11 protein-coding genes are annotated in these 16,322 nt (G+C 60.4%); 7 read left to right on the forward strand and 4 right to left on the reverse strand.

What is annotated here, in order from left to right; translation table 11 throughout:
• A partial coding sequence (gene uvrD / locus D6877_RS16570; protein ID WP_130911493.1) for a DNA helicase II occupies positions 1-2,177 on the reverse strand: 2,177 nt, incomplete at its 3' end.
• Positions 2,178-2,434: 257 nt separating this feature from the next.
• Here uvrD and D6877_RS16575 point away from each other — a divergent pair.
• From D6877_RS16575 to D6877_RS16590, 3 genes are all read left to right on the forward strand, one after another.
• Positions 2,435-5,308: a GGDEF domain-containing phosphodiesterase gene (locus tag D6877_RS16575; RefSeq protein ID WP_130911479.1), complete on the forward strand. Its 2,874-nt coding sequence runs from the start codon at positions 2,435-2,437 to the stop codon at positions 5,306-5,308.
• Positions 5,309-5,435: 127 nt separating this feature from the next.
• On the forward strand, positions 5,436-6,302 hold the full coding sequence (gene hexR / locus D6877_RS16580; protein ID WP_007962240.1) for a transcriptional regulator HexR: 867 nt from the start codon (positions 5,436-5,438) through the stop codon (positions 6,300-6,302).
• A 231-nt stretch (positions 6,303-6,533) separates the two neighbouring features.
• A complete protein-coding gene (locus D6877_RS16590) occupies positions 6,534-6,737 on the forward strand; it encodes a hypothetical protein (RefSeq protein ID WP_081932351.1) in 204 nt (67 codons plus the stop codon).
• Here the strand turns inward: D6877_RS16590 and D6877_RS16595 are convergent.
• Positions 6,679-7,641: a LysR family transcriptional regulator gene (locus D6877_RS16595; protein ID WP_130911480.1), complete on the reverse strand. Its 963-nt coding sequence runs from the start codon at positions 7,639-7,641 to the stop codon at positions 6,679-6,681. The two genes, D6877_RS16590 and D6877_RS16595, sit on opposite strands and share 59 nt — an antisense overlap.
• Positions 7,642-7,831: 190 nt before the next feature.
• Here D6877_RS16595 and D6877_RS16600 point away from each other — a divergent pair, with 190 nt between their 5' ends.
• Complete coding sequence (locus D6877_RS16600; protein WP_024014853.1) at positions 7,832-9,247, forward strand: acetyl-CoA carboxylase biotin carboxylase subunit; 1,416 nt, start codon at positions 7,832-7,834, stop codon at positions 9,245-9,247.
• A gap of 101 nt (positions 9,248-9,348) precedes the next feature.
• Positions 9,349-11,157: a sodium-extruding oxaloacetate decarboxylase subunit alpha gene (gene oadA, locus D6877_RS16605; RefSeq protein WP_130888962.1), complete on the forward strand. Its 1,809-nt coding sequence runs from the start codon at positions 9,349-9,351 to the stop codon at positions 11,155-11,157.
• 210 nt (positions 11,158-11,367) lie between these two features.
• Here oadA and D6877_RS16610 read toward each other — a convergent pair whose 3' ends face one another.
• Complete coding sequence (locus D6877_RS16610) at positions 11,368-13,605, reverse strand: autotransporter outer membrane beta-barrel domain-containing protein (protein ID WP_241662914.1); 2,238 nt, start codon at positions 13,603-13,605, stop codon at positions 11,368-11,370.
• A gap of 368 nt (positions 13,606-13,973) precedes the next feature.
• Between D6877_RS16610 and D6877_RS16615 the strand changes: the two genes are divergently transcribed.
• Together D6877_RS16615 and D6877_RS16620 are read left to right on the forward strand one after the other, a co-directional pair.
• Entirely contained in the window at positions 13,974-15,323 is a 1,350-nt protein-coding gene (locus D6877_RS16615) for a HipA domain-containing protein (protein WP_130911481.1), read from the forward strand.
• Complete coding sequence (locus tag D6877_RS16620) at positions 15,320-15,598, forward strand: helix-turn-helix transcriptional regulator (RefSeq protein WP_024014849.1); 279 nt, start codon at positions 15,320-15,322, stop codon at positions 15,596-15,598. The genes D6877_RS16615 and D6877_RS16620 overlap by 4 nt, the downstream gene beginning before the upstream one ends.
• A gap of 7 nt (positions 15,599-15,605) precedes the next feature.
• Here D6877_RS16620 and D6877_RS16625 read toward each other — a convergent pair.
• Positions 15,606-16,322 (reverse strand): amino acid ABC transporter permease (locus tag D6877_RS16625; protein WP_130911495.1); only part of this gene is annotated, 717 nt, incomplete at its 5' end.

Raw genomic sequence — 16,322 nt, forward strand, 5'->3', positions numbered from 1 at the left:
GCTTCCAGCTTGGCATAGCCGAGCATCAGCCACTTGCTGCCTTCGCTGAAGTTCACCTGCACCCGGGCTTGGGCGCCGGAGCCTTCGAAGTTGAGGATCACGCCCTCGCCGAAGATCGAGTGACGTACGGCCTGACCGAGCACAAAACCGGTTTCCGGAATCTCGCTGCCGCTGAACAGATTGCTGCCGCTCATCGACTGGTTGCCGCCGAACGGTCGGCTGACGCTGTTGGACAGACGCACTTCCTGAATCAGGCCTTTCGGCACTTCGCGGACGAAACGCGACACCTTGTTGTAGGTTTCGCTGCCGTACAGGCGCCGGGTTTCGGCATAGGTCATGACCAGATTCTGCATCGCCCGGGTGATACCGACGTAAGCCAGACGTCGTTCTTCTTCAAGACGCCCCGGTTCTTCCAGGCTCATCTTGTGCGGGAACAGGCCTTCTTCCATGCCCACCAGGAACACGTAAGGAAATTCCAGACCTTTGGCGCTGTGCAGGGTCATCAGTTGCACGCTGTCTTCGTGCTCGTCGGCCTGAGTGTCGCCGGCCTCCAGCGATGCGTGGCCGAGGAACGCCGCCAGTGGCGTCAGTTCTTCGTCCTCTTCGGTGTTCTCGAAGTTGCGTGCGGCGCTGACCAGTTCCTCAAGGTTTTCTACCCGGGCCTGGCCTTTCTCACCTTTTTCCGCTTCGTGATAAGCGATCAGGCCGGACTGCTCGATGACGGTTTGCGTCATCAGGTGCAGCGGCATCTCGGCGCACTTGGCGGCGAGGTTCTCGATCAGCTCGATAAACGCACCGAGCGCACTCGCGGCGCGACCGGTCAGGCCTTTATTCGCCACCAGCTGGCGCATCGCTTCCCACATCGACACGTCGCTGTGTCGCGCATGTTCGCGAATCGCTTCGACGGTTTTCTCGCCGATGCCCCGGGCCGGCACGTTGATCACCCGTTCCAGCGCCGCATCGTTGCCGCGACCTTCAAGCAAGCGCAGGTAGGCCATGGCGTTCTTGATTTCTGCGCGTTCGAAGAAGCGCTGCCCGCCATAGATGCGGTACGGGATGCGCTCGCGCAGCAGGGCTTCTTCGAGCACCCGCGACTGGGCGTTGGAGCGGTACAGAATGGCGATATCGCTACGGGCCAGACCGGTTTTCAAAGCGCTTTCGATGGTTTCCACCACGTAACGCGCTTCGTCGTGCTCGTTGAACGCGGCGTACAGATTGATCGCTTCGCCGTCGCCACCGTCGGTCCACAGCTCCTTACCGAGACGCCCGGTGTTGTTGGCGATCAGCGCGTTGGCGGCTTTGAGGATGCCGGCGGTGGAGCGGTAGTTCTGCTCCAGTCGAATCGTCTCGGAGTCCGGGAAGTCGGAAGAGTACTGATGGATGTTCTCGATCTTCGCCCCGCGCCAGCCGTAAATCGACTGGTCGTCGTCGCCGACCACCATCAGGCTGTCGCCGCCCTTGCCGAGCAGGCGCAACCAGGCGTACTGCACGGCGTTGGTGTCCTGGAATTCGTCGACCAGAATATGCCGGAAGCGCTTTTGGTAGTGCGCCAGCAGGCCGGGGTGATCGCGCCACAGATCGAGGGCGCGCAGCAGCAGTTCGGAGAAATCGATCACGCCGGCCCGCAGGCACGCTGCCTCGTAGGCTTCGTAGATGCCGCGCATGGTGGCCAGGAACAGGTCGCCGCTGGCCTGAATGTGTTGCGGCCGCAGACCTTCGTCTTTCTGGCCGTTGATGAACCACTGCGCCTGACGCGCCGGCCAGCGCTGCTCGTCCAGGCCCAGCTCGCGGATCACCCGCTTGACCAGACGCTGCTGGTCATCGCTGTCGAGAATCTGGAAGGTCTGGCTCAGGCCCGCTTCCTGCCAGTGCGCCCGCAGCAAGCGGTGCGCGAGGCCGTGGAAGGTGCCGACCCACATGCCGGCCGGGTTGATGCCCAGCAACTGCTCGATGCGATGGCGCATCTCGGCAGCGGCCTTGTTGGTGAAGGTCACCGACAGGATGGAGTGAGGCGAGGCGTTTTCGACCTGGATCAACCAGGCGATACGGTGCACCAGCACTCGGGTTTTACCGGAACCGGCGCCGGCCAGGACCAACTGACGGCCAACGGGGGCTGCTACGGCCTGGCGTTGGGCATCGTTGAGGGAGTTCAGCAGAAGGGAGAGATCATCGCGCATCGGGGCATTCTAGGGTGCGCCGCAGGCCCGGGCAAACCGTGCGTTGCATTAGCCGATGAAAGTGCTGCCGATGACGACCGGTCGGTCACTGGCTGCAGGCTTCGGCCCGTCTCGCCTGAGGCGTTGCAGCGGTGCGCAAGCGGCGGAAAATTTACCCGAAATTGTGATCCGCAGCAGTTTGGCAACGGGATCGGCTTGTGTATGCTCCGTCCACGTTTCGGGCGCACGCCCTCCTTATAAGAACAAGAACGTTGCCCATGATCCTCAGCGCCGAACTGTCGGGGCCCTCCATGGACCCCCGGGTGATCCGCAAGCACTATGCCGTCGAAATGGCGGTGGAGCGCACGCGTCTGCTGTATCAGGGCTCGTTGTTGCCCACGCTGTTCATGTTGATCAATGGTCTGGTCTGCGCCGCTTTGCTCTGGAGCCCGCAGCGCTACTTCGTGGTCAGCGTCTGGCTGGTGTGGCTGCTGTCGCTGGTCGCGCTGCGGGTGATTCAGGTAGCCGCGTTCGATTCGGCGATTCCCGATCGCCAGGCCCAGCCGATCTGGTTCCGCATGTTCCTGCTCGGTTCGACCATGACCGGCCTGACCCTCGCCGGTGCCGGCATTGCGCTCGTTCCCGCTGACAACTTCATGCAGCAAGCCTGGGTGTTCGGCCTGATCGGCGCGGCAACGCTGTCGGCCAGCGTCGCCTACGCGGTGAGCCTGCCGGCGTTCCTCTCGTTTACCTTGCCGTGCCTGCTGCCAGCGATCGGCTACCTGTTCTGGGGCGGCGACGATCAGGCACGAGGCTGGGGCTGGCTGGGCTTGATCCTGCTCGGCTCGCTGAGTGTGGTGGCGTGGCAGGTCAATCGGCTGATTGACCGCGGATTGCTGCGGCGCTTCCAGAATCAGCACCTGATCGAGCATTTGCAGCAAGCGCAAACGCGCAGCGAACAACTCAATCAGGAGCTTGGTAAAGAGATCGAACAGCGCCGCTGTGCCGAAGCGCAATTGCGTGAAGCGCAGGTCGACCTCGAAGATCGCGTGGCCCAGCGCAGCCGCGAACTGGACGCGGCCAATCAGGCCCTGAGCAAAAGCGAAGCGCGCCTGGCGCTGGCGCTCAAGGCCAGTGAGCTCGGATTGTGGGACTGGAACCTGCAGACCGACGAAGTCCATCACACACAGATTCAGGAACTGTTCGGCCTCGCCCCGGAATACGTCACGGCGCTGCTGCGCGACCTCAAGCCGCGACTGCATCCTGAAGATGTGCCGTCACTCAAGTTCGCCCTGGTCGAGCATCTGAAGGGGCGCACCGAGGATTATCAGGTCGAATATCGCCTGCGCCATGGCGATGGCCACTGGGTGTGGATCGAGGACCGTGGCCGCGCCGTGGAGCGCAGCGCCAGCGGCCGAGTGATCCGCATGGTCGGCACCCGCCGCGATATCAGCGCCAGCAAAAGCCTCGAAGAACAGCAGCGGCTGGCGGCGACGGTGTTCGAAGCGGCCAGCGAAGGCATCGTGATTCTCGACCCGGACTACGCGCTGATTGCGATCAACCAAGCGTTCAGCCGGGTTACCGGTTACGAGATCGACGACATGCTCGGGCGCAACGTCGTAGAGTTGCCGTGCAGCCGCGATGCCCGTCGTCACTACGTGACGATCCGTCATGCGCTGGAGCAGCATGGGAGCTGGCAGGGCGAGCTGGTGGAGACGCGCAAGAACGGCGAGCTGTATCCGCAATGGCTGCAACTCAATGCCGTGCGTGACAATCGTGGCAATGTCAGCCACATCGTCGGCTTCTTCGCCGATCTCTCGGCGCGGCGGGCCTCGGAAGAACGCCTGCGCTATCTGACCCATTACGACGAGCTCACGGGTCTGGCGAACCGTTCACTGTTCCGCGAGCGTCTGCACGAAGCCCATCAGCGGGTGCGCCAGGGCGGGCGCCGCAGTCTGGCGTTGCTGCACATCAATCTCGATCGCTTCAAATTGCTCAATGACAGCCTCGGCCATGAAGTCGCAGATCAGTTGCTGCAGAAAATGGCCCGGCGGCTGGTCAATGCCTTGCCGGAAGCCGACACCATTGCGCGCTTGTCCGGTGACGAGTTTGCCGTGCTGTTCGATGCCTACGGCAATCTGTCGAGCCTGGCACGGGTAGCGACGCGGCTGTCGGCCAAGCTGCGTTTGCCGCTGAGCGTCGACGGGCATGAATTGGTAGTCAGCGCTTCGATGGGCATCAGTCTGTTGCCCGACAATGCGCGGGAAATCTCGGCGCTGGTCAGCCAGTCGAACATGGCCATGCAACATGCCAAGCATCTGGGCGGCAACAACTTCCAGTTCTACACCGATAGCCTTCAGGCCAGCACCCTCGAGCGTTTGCAGCTGGAAAACCACTTGCGCCGAGCCATTGAACAACAGCAACTGACGGTGTTCTACCAACCGAAACTGTGCCTGCAAACCGGTCGCCTGAATGCCGCTGAAGCCCTGGTGCGCTGGGATCATCCGAGCATGGGCCAGGTGCCGCCTGCGGATTTCATTGGCCTGGCCGAAGAGACCGGTCTGATCGGTCCGATCGGCGAATTCGTTTTGCGTCAGGCGTGCTGGCAAGCGTGCGAATGGCAGCGCCAGGGCCTGGCGCCGATCCGCGTGTCGGTGAACCTGTCGGTGCATCAGCTGCGCCAGGGCAAGCTGGTCAGTCTGGTGCGGCAGGTGCTGGAAGAAACCGGGCTGGCGCCGCACTGCCTTGAGCTCGAATTGACCGAAAGCCATTTGCTCGACAGCGTCGAACACATCATTTCGACGTTCCAGCAGTTGCGCGATCTGGGGGTGAAATTGGCGATCGATGATTTCGGCACCGGTTATTCCTCGTTGAGTTATCTCAAGCGCATCCCGGTGGACTACGTGAAAATCGATCAGGCATTCATTCGCGGCTTGAGCGAGGGCAGTGCGGACGCGGCGATCACTCGCGCGATCATCGCCATGGCCCACGGACTGGCGCTGAAAGTAGTGGCGGAGGGTGTCGAGCGTGAGGATCAACTGGCATTTCTGCGCGCCGAACACTGCGACGAAGTGCAGGGTTATCTGATCAGCCGGCCGGTAGACGCTGCTTGTCTGGCCGGGCTTTTGCGTGATCAGAAAAATCCGCAGTAAGGGCTACATGCTCCTCAGCGTGCCTGACGCCGGGACATCGAGTTACGCATTGAGCAGGCAAAATGCCCATTCATGTAGTATAACTACAAGCTTGCTACATCCTTGCCCACAAGAAGAGTCCAGCCCCTTGAATCTGCTGCAACACATCGCCCAGTCACGTCACCTGTTACGCAAGTCGGAGCTCAAGGTCGCCGACCACGTGCTGCTTGACCCTGCGGCAGTGATGCACAGTTCCATGGCCGACCTGGCTCACAGCGTCGGCATCAGCGAGCCGACCATCGTGCGTTTCTGCCGCGCGATCGGTTGTTCCGGCTTTCAGGACCTCAAGCTGAAACTGGCGCAAAGCCTGGCCGCCGGCGCCAGCTTCGGCCAGTTCGCAATCCACGAAGACGACTCCGTCGCCGACTACAGCCTGAAGATTTTCGACACCACGCTGCACACCTTGATGGAAGTGCGCGAGAAGCTCGATCCGGTGGAGCTGCAGCGCGCGGTGACGCTGATGTCCCAGGCGCAGCGTGTCGAGTTCTACGGCTTCGGTGCGTCTGGTGCGGTGGCCGCGGATGCACAGCACAAGTTCTTCCGTTTGCTGCTGACCGCGGCGGCATATTCCGATCCGCACATGCAGGCGATGTCGGCTGTGACGCTGAAGCCCACCGATGTGGCGATCTGTATTTCCCAGTCAGGGCGCTCCAAGGATTTGCTGATCACCGCTAACCTCGTTCGCGAGAGCGGGGCGTCGTTGATCACTCTGTGCCCGAGCCAGACGCCGTTGGCCGAACTGTCGACCGTCAATCTGGCGATCGATGTGCATGAAGACACCGAGATCTATACGCCGCTGACCTCGCGAATCGCCCACCTGGTGGTGATCGACGTGCTGGCGATGGGCGTAGCCATGGCGCGCGGGCCGAGCCTGGTCAATCACCTCAAGAGCGTGAAGCGCAGCTTGCGCAGTCTGCGCTTGTCGCCCAAGGCCGTGAAAGCGCTGGACGACTAAGTCCAAGGTCTGCCGACCTCTTCGCGAGCAGGCTCGCTCCCACAGAGTTCTGCTGTAAACACAAATTCTGTGTCTGCCGGAGATCAAAATGTGGGAGCGAGCCTGCTCGCGAAGGCGCACCTGCAAACACCGCACATTTGAAATTTTCATCAGTCTGTAACCCTGACGCAGCCAAACCGTCATCCTCCACGCCTATCGTAAAACTCCCGTACTCGCCCTGGGAGACTCGAAATGGCTCAGCCCTACGAAGAACGCAACAGCGCCGCGAAAACCCGTCGTCAGCAGGAAGATCAGCGCCGCATGGAATTTCGCCGCGCCATCGAGGATCGCTTCGAACTTCGCCAGCTTCAGGCCGAGATCGGCGATTTTCCCGAGATCACTCACTGGCAGGCGACGCCCGCAGCTTCCCGTCGAAACGCTCAACCAACGCAATAATCTGCGCCCGCTCGCTGCGGATAAACGCCAGGAAGGCGTGCGCCACCGGTGACAGCCGCTTGGCTTTGGCCTGCACCAGGCACCAGCTGCGCAGCAGCGGCAACTCTTCGACCGGCAGCTCGACCAGGCCGCCGGTCGCCAGCTCCAGGTTCAGGGCGTGGCGCGTCAACAGCGCCAGGCCCAGACCCGCCACCACGCATTCGCGCTGGGCTTCGGCGGACGCTACTTCCTGGGTCTGGGTGAAATGCACGCGCTTTTCCTTGAAGTATTCCTCGCAGGCCAGACGCGTGCCAGAACCCGGCTCGCGGATCAGCAGCGTATACGGCTCCAGATCCTGCAAGCGCAACGGGCCCATGTGCGCCAGCGGGTGATCCGGACGCGCCACAGCGACAATCGGATTGTTGAGAAACGGCAGAAATTCCAGGCCCATGTCCTGCGGCACCATCGACATGATCACCAGATCATCGCGGTTGTCCGAGAGGCGGCGGATGACCTGGCCACGGTTGACCACGGTCAGCTGCAAATTGACTTCCGGATGCTGGCGCTTGAACGCAGCAAACAGATGCGGCACGAAATATTTGGCGCTTGATTCCACTGCCAGTTTCAGCTGACCCTGCAGCGAACCCTGCATGTCCGACAGTTGCATATCGAGGTTTTCCAGGCGCCCGAAAATGTCGCGACTGGCACGTTGAAGGGCTTCGGCCGCCTCGGTCATGTAGAGTTTTTTGCCGACATAGTCGAACAGCGGCTGGCCGATCAGCTCTTCAAGCTGACGAATCTGTAGGCTCACGGCCGGTTGTGTGAGGGACATTTCCTCGGCGGCGCGGCTGTAGGAACGTAAATCACACACCTCATTGAAGATCTGCAACTGACGCAATGTCATACGCATCAATGACTTACGCATTTTATTCAGGCTCTCACGGAACACGGATGTTCCGACTATAAGTGTTTACTTATGCATGACCCAATTTTTATTCATTTTTGTTAATCCCTCAGCAGCGCTAGTGTGGACCTGCGACTGAATTGAAACATTTGGTCACGCGTCGACCTGGCTCCAGCAGGTCGTGGTGCCACCGGCTCAAGGGAATTTCCAAGTGATAAAAAAGATCCTGATCGCCAACCGTGGTGAGATTGCCGTACGCATCGTACGAGCCTGCGCCGAAATGGGCATTCGCTCGGTTGCGATTTTCTCCGACGCCGATCGCCATGCCTTGCATGTGAAGCGTGCGGACGAGGCCCACAGCGTGGGTGCCGAGCCACTGGCCGGCTACCTGAACCCGCGCAAGCTGGTGAACCTGGCCGTGGAAACCGGCTGCGATGCGCTGCACCCCGGCTACGGTTTCCTGTCGGAAAACGCCGAGCTGGCGGAAATCTGCGCTGAGCGCGGCATCAAATTCATCGGCCCGTCGGCGGAAGTCATCCGGCGCATGGGCGACAAGACCGAAGCGCGGCGCAGCATGATCAAGGCCGGCGTACCGGTGACACCCGGCACCGAGGGCAACGTCTCCGGCATCGAAGAAGCCTTGGTTGAGGGCGACCGCATCGGTTACCCGGTAATGCTCAAGGCCACCTCCGGTGGTGGCGGTCGCGGTATCCGTCGCTGCAACAGCCGCGAAGAACTCGAACAGAACTTCCCCCGGGTCATCTCCGAAGCCACCAAGGCGTTCGGTTCGGCGGAAGTGTTCCTGGAAAAATGCATCGTCAATCCCAAGCACATCGAAGCGCAGATCCTTGGCGACAGCTTCGGCAACGTCGTGCACCTGTTCGAGCGTGACTGCTCGATCCAGCGCCGCAACCAGAAGCTGATCGAGATCGCGCCCAGCCCGCAGCTGACCCCGGAACAACGCGCCTACATCGGCGACCTGTCGGTGCGTGCGGCCAAGGCAGTGGGTTACGAGAATGCCGGCACCGTGGAGTTCCTGCTCGCCGAGGGCGAGGTGTACTTCATGGAAATGAACACGCGGGTGCAGGTGGAACACACCATCACCGAAGAAATCACCGGCATCGACATCGTCCGCGAACAGATTCGCATCGCTTCCGGCCTGCCACTTTCGGTAAAGCAGGAAGACATCCAGCACCGTGGCTTTGCGTTGCAGTTCCGTATCAACGCCGAAGACCCGAAGAACAACTTCCTGCCGAGCTTCGGCAAAATTACCCGTTACTACGCCCCCGGCGGCCCGGGCGTGCGCACCGACACGGCGATCTACACCGGCTACACCATTCCGCCGTTCTACGACTCGATGTGCCTGAAACTGGTGGTTTGGGCGCTGACTTGGGAAGAGGCGATGGACCGTGGTCTGCGGGCGCTGGACGACATGCGTCTGCAAGGCGTGAAGACCACCGCCGCCTACTACCAGGAAATCCTGCGCAACCCGGAATTCCGTAGCGGCCAGTTCAATACCAGCTTCGTTGAAAGCCACCCGGAACTGACCAACTACTCGATCAAGCGCAAACCCGAAGAGCTGGCCCTGGCCATCGCCGCCGCCATCGCCGCCCACGCAGGCCTATGAATGAAGCAGCTGCGAGCTTTCAGCTGCAAGCGGCAAGTAAAAGCAGATTGGCTTTTTCTTGCAGCTCGTAGCTTGAAGCTTGCCGCTATGAGGAGATACCAATGACTAAGAAGATCTTCGTTACCGACACCATCCTGCGCGACGCTCACCAATCGCTGCTCGCCACCCGCATGCGCACCGAAGACATGCTGCCGATCTGCGACAAGCTCGACAAGGTCGGCTACTGGTCGCTGGAATGCTGGGGCGGCGCGACGTTCGACGCCTGCGTGCGGTTCCTCAAGGAAGACCCGTGGGAGCGCCTGCGCCAACTGCGCGCCGCACTGCCCAACACCCGTCTGCAAATGCTCCTGCGCGGGCAGAATCTGCTCGGCTATCGCCATTACAGCGACGACGTGGTCAAAGCTTTCGTCGCCAAAGCAGCGGTGAACGGCATCGACGTGTTCCGCATTTTCGATGCGATGAACGATGTGCGTAACCTGCGCGTGGCCATCGAAGCGGTGAAGGCTGCCGGCAAACACGCACAGGGCACCATCGCCTATACCACCAGTCCGGTGCACACCATCGATGCTTTCGTCACCCAGGCCAAGCAAATGGAGTCCATGGGTTGCGACTCGGTGGCGATCAAGGATATGGCCGGTCTGCTGACCCCGTACGCCACTGGTGAACTGGTTCGCGCGTTGAAAGCCGAGCAGTCGCTGCCGGTGTTCATCCACTCGCACGATACTGCTGGCCTGGCCGCCATGTGCCAGCTCAAGGCGATCGAAAACGGTGCCGATCATATCGACACCGCAATCTCCAGCTTCGCCTCGGGCACCAGCCACCCGGGCACCGAGTCGATGGTTGCCGCGCTCAAAGGCACCGAGTACGACACCGGCCTGAATCTGGAACTGCTCCAGGAAATCGGCCTGTATTTCTACGCCGTGCGCAAGAAGTACCACCAGTTCGAAAGCGAATTCACCGCCGTCGACACCCGTGTGCAGGTCAACCAGGTGCCGGGCGGGATGATTTCCAACCTCGCCAACCAGTTGAAAGAGCAGGGCGCTCTGAACCGCATGAGCGAAGTGCTCGCAGAAATCCCGCGCGTGCGTGAAGACCTCGGCTTCCCGCCGCTGGTGACCCCAACCTCGCAAATCGTCGGCACCCAGGCATTTTTCAACGTACTGGCCGGCGAACGCTACAAGACCATCACCAACGAAGTGAAGCTGTATCTGCAGGGCGGCTACGGCAAGGCACCGGGCGTGGTCAATGAAAAACTGCGGCGTCAGGCGATCGGCAGCGAAGACGTCATCGACGTGCGCCCGGCCGATCTGCTCAAGCCGGAAATGACCAAGTTGCGTGCCGATATCGGCGCACTGGCCAAGTCCGAAGAAGATGTACTGACCTTCGCCATGTTCCCGGACATCGGCCGCAAGTTCCTCGAGGAGCGTGCCGCCGGCACCCTCACGCCGGAAGTGCTGTTGCCAATCCCGGAAGCGGGCGCCGTTGCTTCGGCGGGCGGCGAAGGCGTGCCGACCGAGTTCGTCATCGACGTCCACGGCGAAACCTATCGCGTCGACATCACCGGTGTCGGCGTCAAGGCTGAAGGCAAGCGCCACTTCTATCTGTCCATCGACGGCATGCCGGAAGAAGTGGTGTTCGAACCGCTCAACGAATTCGTTGGCGGCGGCAGCAGCAAACGCAAACAGGCCTCGGCACCAGGCCACGTGAGCACCACCATGCCCGGCAACATCGTCGATGTGCTGGTCAAGGAGGGCGACAGCGTCAAGGCTGGCCAGGCGGTACTGATCACCGAAGCGATGAAGATGGAAACCGAAGTCCAGGCCGCCATTGCCGGCAAGGTCACCGCGATTCATGTGGCCAAGGGCGACCGGGTCAACCCGGGCGAAATCCTCATCGAGATCGAAGGCTGAGATAACAGTCGCGATCCAACGCTTTAAACCTCGGGGGAGCATGTGCTCCCCTTTTTTTTACCTGTGATTTTCGACCTTGTCAGGTCATTGCCAGGGATCACATGTGGGAGCGAGCCTGCTCGCGAATGCGTCGAGTCAGCCAACATCATCTTCGAGTGTTCCACCGCTTTCGCGAGCAGGCTCGCTCCCACAGGAGTGGTGTTCAGCCCGTCAGAACGCCATGCGCCATTGTCCCGCTACGCCGTACGTTCGGCTGTCATTGCCCAGCTCACCCGTTAAGCCCACGCCCAGTGTGTGCACCGCCGAAAGACCAAGATCGAGCCCCGCATCCAGCGACAGACTGTTCCGATCCAGCGCCGCGCCGGTCACTTCAAAGCGCTTGCCGCCCTTGCGCAGTTGCTGGCGGGTGTCGCTGTCGACCTCGCCGAAGGTATGTTTCCAGCCTGCGCTCAAGCGCGGGGTCAAATGCATGCCGTTATCCAGCGTATTGATCTGCGCAAGCCGCAGGCCAAAGGTGCTGCTGAAGTTGTCGCGAGTCTGCCCGAAGACTTTCAGTGCCGCATCGCCGCCCTTTTCGTTGTAGCTGTCGCGTTGATAACGCTGGTAGCCGAGGCTGGCGAAGGGCTCGAGGGTTACGCTATCCCGGCCCAAATCGAACCCGGCTTCAACGAATGCCTGTTGAGTATTGGCGTCGTAGTTGCCCTTCAGGCGATCGTTGAAACCCTTGAACGCGACCCGTCGTGTGCTGCTGCCGTCATGGCTGGCGTAGGTGACGCCGAGACGCAACGACAGCGGACCGTGCTGGCGCACAGCGTAGGCGCCCAAGTGCCAGCTGTCGAGGTCGCCGTCGTACTGGCGGGCATCGAGTTTGGTCTGCGATTTACCGCCGAGCAGGCCGACATGCCAGTGCTCGTCGAGTCGCCAGTCAGCGCCCATTACCAGACCTTGCGTGGCATGTTGGAGGATACCGTCAGCGTCGCGATCAACCTTGCCGCCGAGGCCCAACGCCTGAATCCACACCCGCCCAGAGTCTTCGTTGCCTGCGGCCTGACGCGGTGAACCGCGCGAGCCGTAGGTCGAGCCGGAATGCTTGTCCAGTTGCCGCATCGCCGAGAGCATGCTCGCACTGACCGGCGTGACACTGCTCAAAGTGGCTTTGACAAGGTTGGCATTGCTGCCTGCGGCAAGTTGATCGAGGGCGATGGGCGCGGTGGTTTTATCGCTGGTCAGCAGTGCGGCGACGGCCCTGTTGGTGCCGATATCGAAAGCTCGAGTGGAAGCCCCTCGATTATCCATGCTCTGCGCAATCGAACGACCACTGCGCGTTTGGGCCAGGTCTTCGAACCCTACAGCGTTGCGCACGTAGTGCAGCTTCACGGCGTTTGGCTCATAGGAAAGCGTGGGCTTCATGTAGGCCAGATTGGTGGTGACCTCTCCGAACTCGCCATCAATGACGTTTGCAGACAGCAGCCGGTACTCATTGATACGAGCGTAGTCGCCCGGTACGCCGTAAATCTCGACACGCGCACCTCCCAGGCTAGCGGTGCCCTGAACATGCACGGGATCTGATCCGCGGTCGGCAGATACGGCGTAAGAAAACACCGCGTCCTGATGGAGCGTCAGATTGCCCTTGATATTGGGAGAGCCGTGTTGCTGGCTGGCAAGCAGTGTTCCTGCAACATACAGCCCCGTCACGTGTCCATAACCGCCAAACACCGCTCCCGGGTCGACATCGACACCATTGATCGATGCGTAGTTGAGCAGCACTGCGTCCGCTTTGACGTCGGCATCACCCTCGAAAGCGTGACGCAGGGTCCACTGCCCACGTGCGATTCGCATGGCCGAGAAATTGCGTGTTTTGCCGATCTCGCCGCCCTCCGCAGCATTGAACAACAGCCCGTTCGCACCTTCGCCGCCGTCCAGTAGACCGTCCCAACGGGCGCCCTTATTGATCACCAGCAAGTCATCTCCATGGCCCAGTTGCAGGGATACGCCGCCGACATTCTCGAGCGGGCTCGAGACAAAAGAGCGCTGCGTAGTGACCGCCAACATGTCGCGTTCAAACGGGTCGACGAGATCGAATTCCTCATCGCCGGTTTCCTCCACCACGAACTCCGGAAACTCCAACCCTTCATAAAAAGCCGGACTGAAATCCTCGATCGCAACCGTCGCGCGTATGGCATCGACCGAAGGCGCTTCAGAGGCCTGCCCGGGCGACGGAAAAGTGTGCTCCAGCGGGCCGATGAATTCCTTGATCGCAAACAAGTCATCAGGATCCGCTTTCGGCGCGGGTGTTTTCTTCTTTCGAGGCTTGGCGGTTTTGTCTTCGCTGATCTCTGCAGAAACCTGGACGTCAGGTTGCTGTTCGATGGACGCCTCGGCAGATCCGATCGTCAGCGCGATCGCCAGAGCGAGGTGATGGGGACGGTATTTGTGTAGGGCAGGCATCAAGTTCAACCTCCTTGTATGAGAGGCTCAACTCTATTGCTGCCTTGAAAAAAACGCTGTCGGTCGGTTCCTGATGCTGTGCAGGCTACGTCGGATCGTTCTGTCGAAAATCCTCACGGGATTTCGCAAACAGAGCTTTTACGCAGCATCGCCGGTTCTTTTTCCTACGGCTTGGTACTGTTGGCGCATTCTTATCGGAAGGAGGTCAGGCGCTTACCTGCATTATTTTGCACGCACCTTGCCAATGGCTAAGATAGAACTGCATTTTGTTGCAGATATCCTCCAACTGAAACTCCGCGAATGCACTATATTGCATGTATTGAAAGTTTTTTCTCGTTGAGCTGCATTTAAATGCATACGGAATCAACATGTATAACCTGACACTCCAGATCTTCACCGCCGGGCAATGGCACGATGCGATGATTCTTGACTTCGATGATCCGGAAAAAGGCTTCGAAAGCCGCTGCAGTTTTGGCTATGAAGCGGACTATCTGGTGGAAAACATTGAGTTGATCGGGTCGCCTTTTTCCCAAGCCGTGAGTGCCCTGTATCCGCTGGATTGGGAAGGTCGGCGCGCGAAGACACCAGCCTTTGTCCACGACATCGCACCGGCAGGCGCAGCCAAGCGGTTTCTGCTCGCCCGCCTGGGTCAGGAAAGACCCGCCGAGATCAGCGCCGATCTGTTTCTGCTGGGTCGCAGTACACCGGCTCCCATTGGCAACATGCGAATAAAGGAATCGGCGGAAGCAGTTGATGAGAGGAAGCCGATCGGATTCAAGCGCGAGGAGGTCATTAGCCGCGACAACCGCTTTCTTGAATATGCCTACGAGCTGGGCGCGGCCATTGGTGGCGCGACGGGGGCAGGTGGTGAAGCTCCGAAGCTATTACTGGCAGAGAACAGCGCCGGGCTTCTGTATCCCGATGCGGTATTGGACGATGAAGAAGTGCGACAGCACTGGTTCGTGAAATTCGCCAGAAACAGGGGAGGGCAGACCGACCAGGACATCCTGCGCAGCGAATTCCATTACTACAAAGCGCTGCAGACATTGGGCATCGAAACGGTCGCGGCAGAAGGCCTGGCCTTGGAAGAGGCGAACAAACCGAGTTTGTGGATGCGGCGTTTTGATCGACAAGTGAAAGATGGGGCGGTGTCGCGTTTTGCCGTCGAATCGATTTATTCGCTGGCTGAAGTGACGACGCCAGGCAGCGCCATGAATCATCTGGAAGTGATCCGCATGCTCGCCGGGCTCTGGCGCAAAGCGGGTCAGGCCAGCCAGATTCCCGGCCTCGTCGCCGATTATCTGCGTCGCGACCTGATCAATAAAATCCTCGGAAACTCCGATAACCACGGTCGTAACACGGCGATCATCCGTCAAGAGAACGCTTTCCAGCTCGCGCCGATTTATGACCTCGCCCCGATGGTCATGGATGACGAAGGCGTGACTCGTACGACCAAATGGCCAAGAGAGTTGGAGCGGGCGGGAGATGTCGATTGGCGAGGTGTCTGCCGCGTATTGGCCGATAGCGCAGATCCGCACGATTCGTTGGCGGGGCTGGATGCCTCGGCGCTGTTCGAAGGCCTGCGCGCGGATGCCCGCCGTCTGGCCGCACTGCCGGATATTCTTGCGGCCAGCGGTTTGCCCGCCAGAACCATGAATCACCCGAGCGTTCACCTGAAAAACCTCGAGCAACGTTTGAAAGAGTGGGACCTGCAATGAGTCTGACCGTCCTCGAGCGCACGGCGCTCATCGAAAGCATTCAGCAATCACTGGCCGAAGGCACTCTGGAAATCGGTGACGCCGTGCGCCGTTTACGGGTCGAAGTCACCGGTCTGCATCAGACTCAGTTCGCGAAGATGTGCAAGATTTCAGTGCGCACGCTGGTGCATATCGAACATGGCGAAGGCAATCAGACACTGAAGTCGCTGAACGCGGTGTTCCGCCCATTCGGCATGAAAATGGGCGTTGTGCGAATCCGCCGGGACACCGTTTGAATACCCTTCAGCCACGCCGCACATACGCCTTGCCGTAATGCCGCTCCATCCTTGCCTGAATCAGCTCCAGCCCGATCGACATCAGCCAGTAGATGATCGCCGCCGTGGTGAGCATCTCGATGTAGCGATAGCTTGAGCGCCCGTAGGACTGGGCGAGAAACATCACTTCCCAGACACCCATCACCGAGATCAGCGACGAGTCCTTGAGCATCGAGATGAACTGGTTGGTGGTCGGCGGAATGATTGTGCGCATGGCCTGGGGCAGGGTGATGCGCCAGAAGATCACGCTTTCGCGCAGGCCAAGCGCCAGGGATGCTTCGCGTTGGCCGTGATCGACGCCGAGGATGCCGGCGCGGAAGATTTCGCTCAGGTAGGCGCCGTAATTCAGCGACAGGGCAATGATGCCGGCGACGATGGCGCCGGGGACGATGCCCAGTTGCGGCAGGCCGAGGTAGATCAGCAGGATCTGGATCAGCAGTGGCGTGCCACGAAAGAACGAGGTGTAGAAACTGGCGATGCCAAACGCCACGGCGCTGTTCGACAGGCGTGCCAGCGCGGTGATGAAGCCGAGCAGCGACGAGGCGATGATCGAGCAGGCGCAGAGAAACAGGGTCAGCGTTGCGCCTTGCAGGAAGCCGTTGGGCGCCAGCTTCAGGCCAACGAGGTTGGGCAGCTTGTCGAGGATGATCGCGAACTTCAGGTCGAAGCTGAGGAAGAATCCGGC

The sequence above is a fragment of the Pseudomonas sp. Sample_9 genome, assembly GCF_004307535.1.
Taxonomy (GTDB): Bacteria; Pseudomonadota; Gammaproteobacteria; order Pseudomonadales; family Pseudomonadaceae; genus Aquipseudomonas; species Aquipseudomonas mercuritolerans.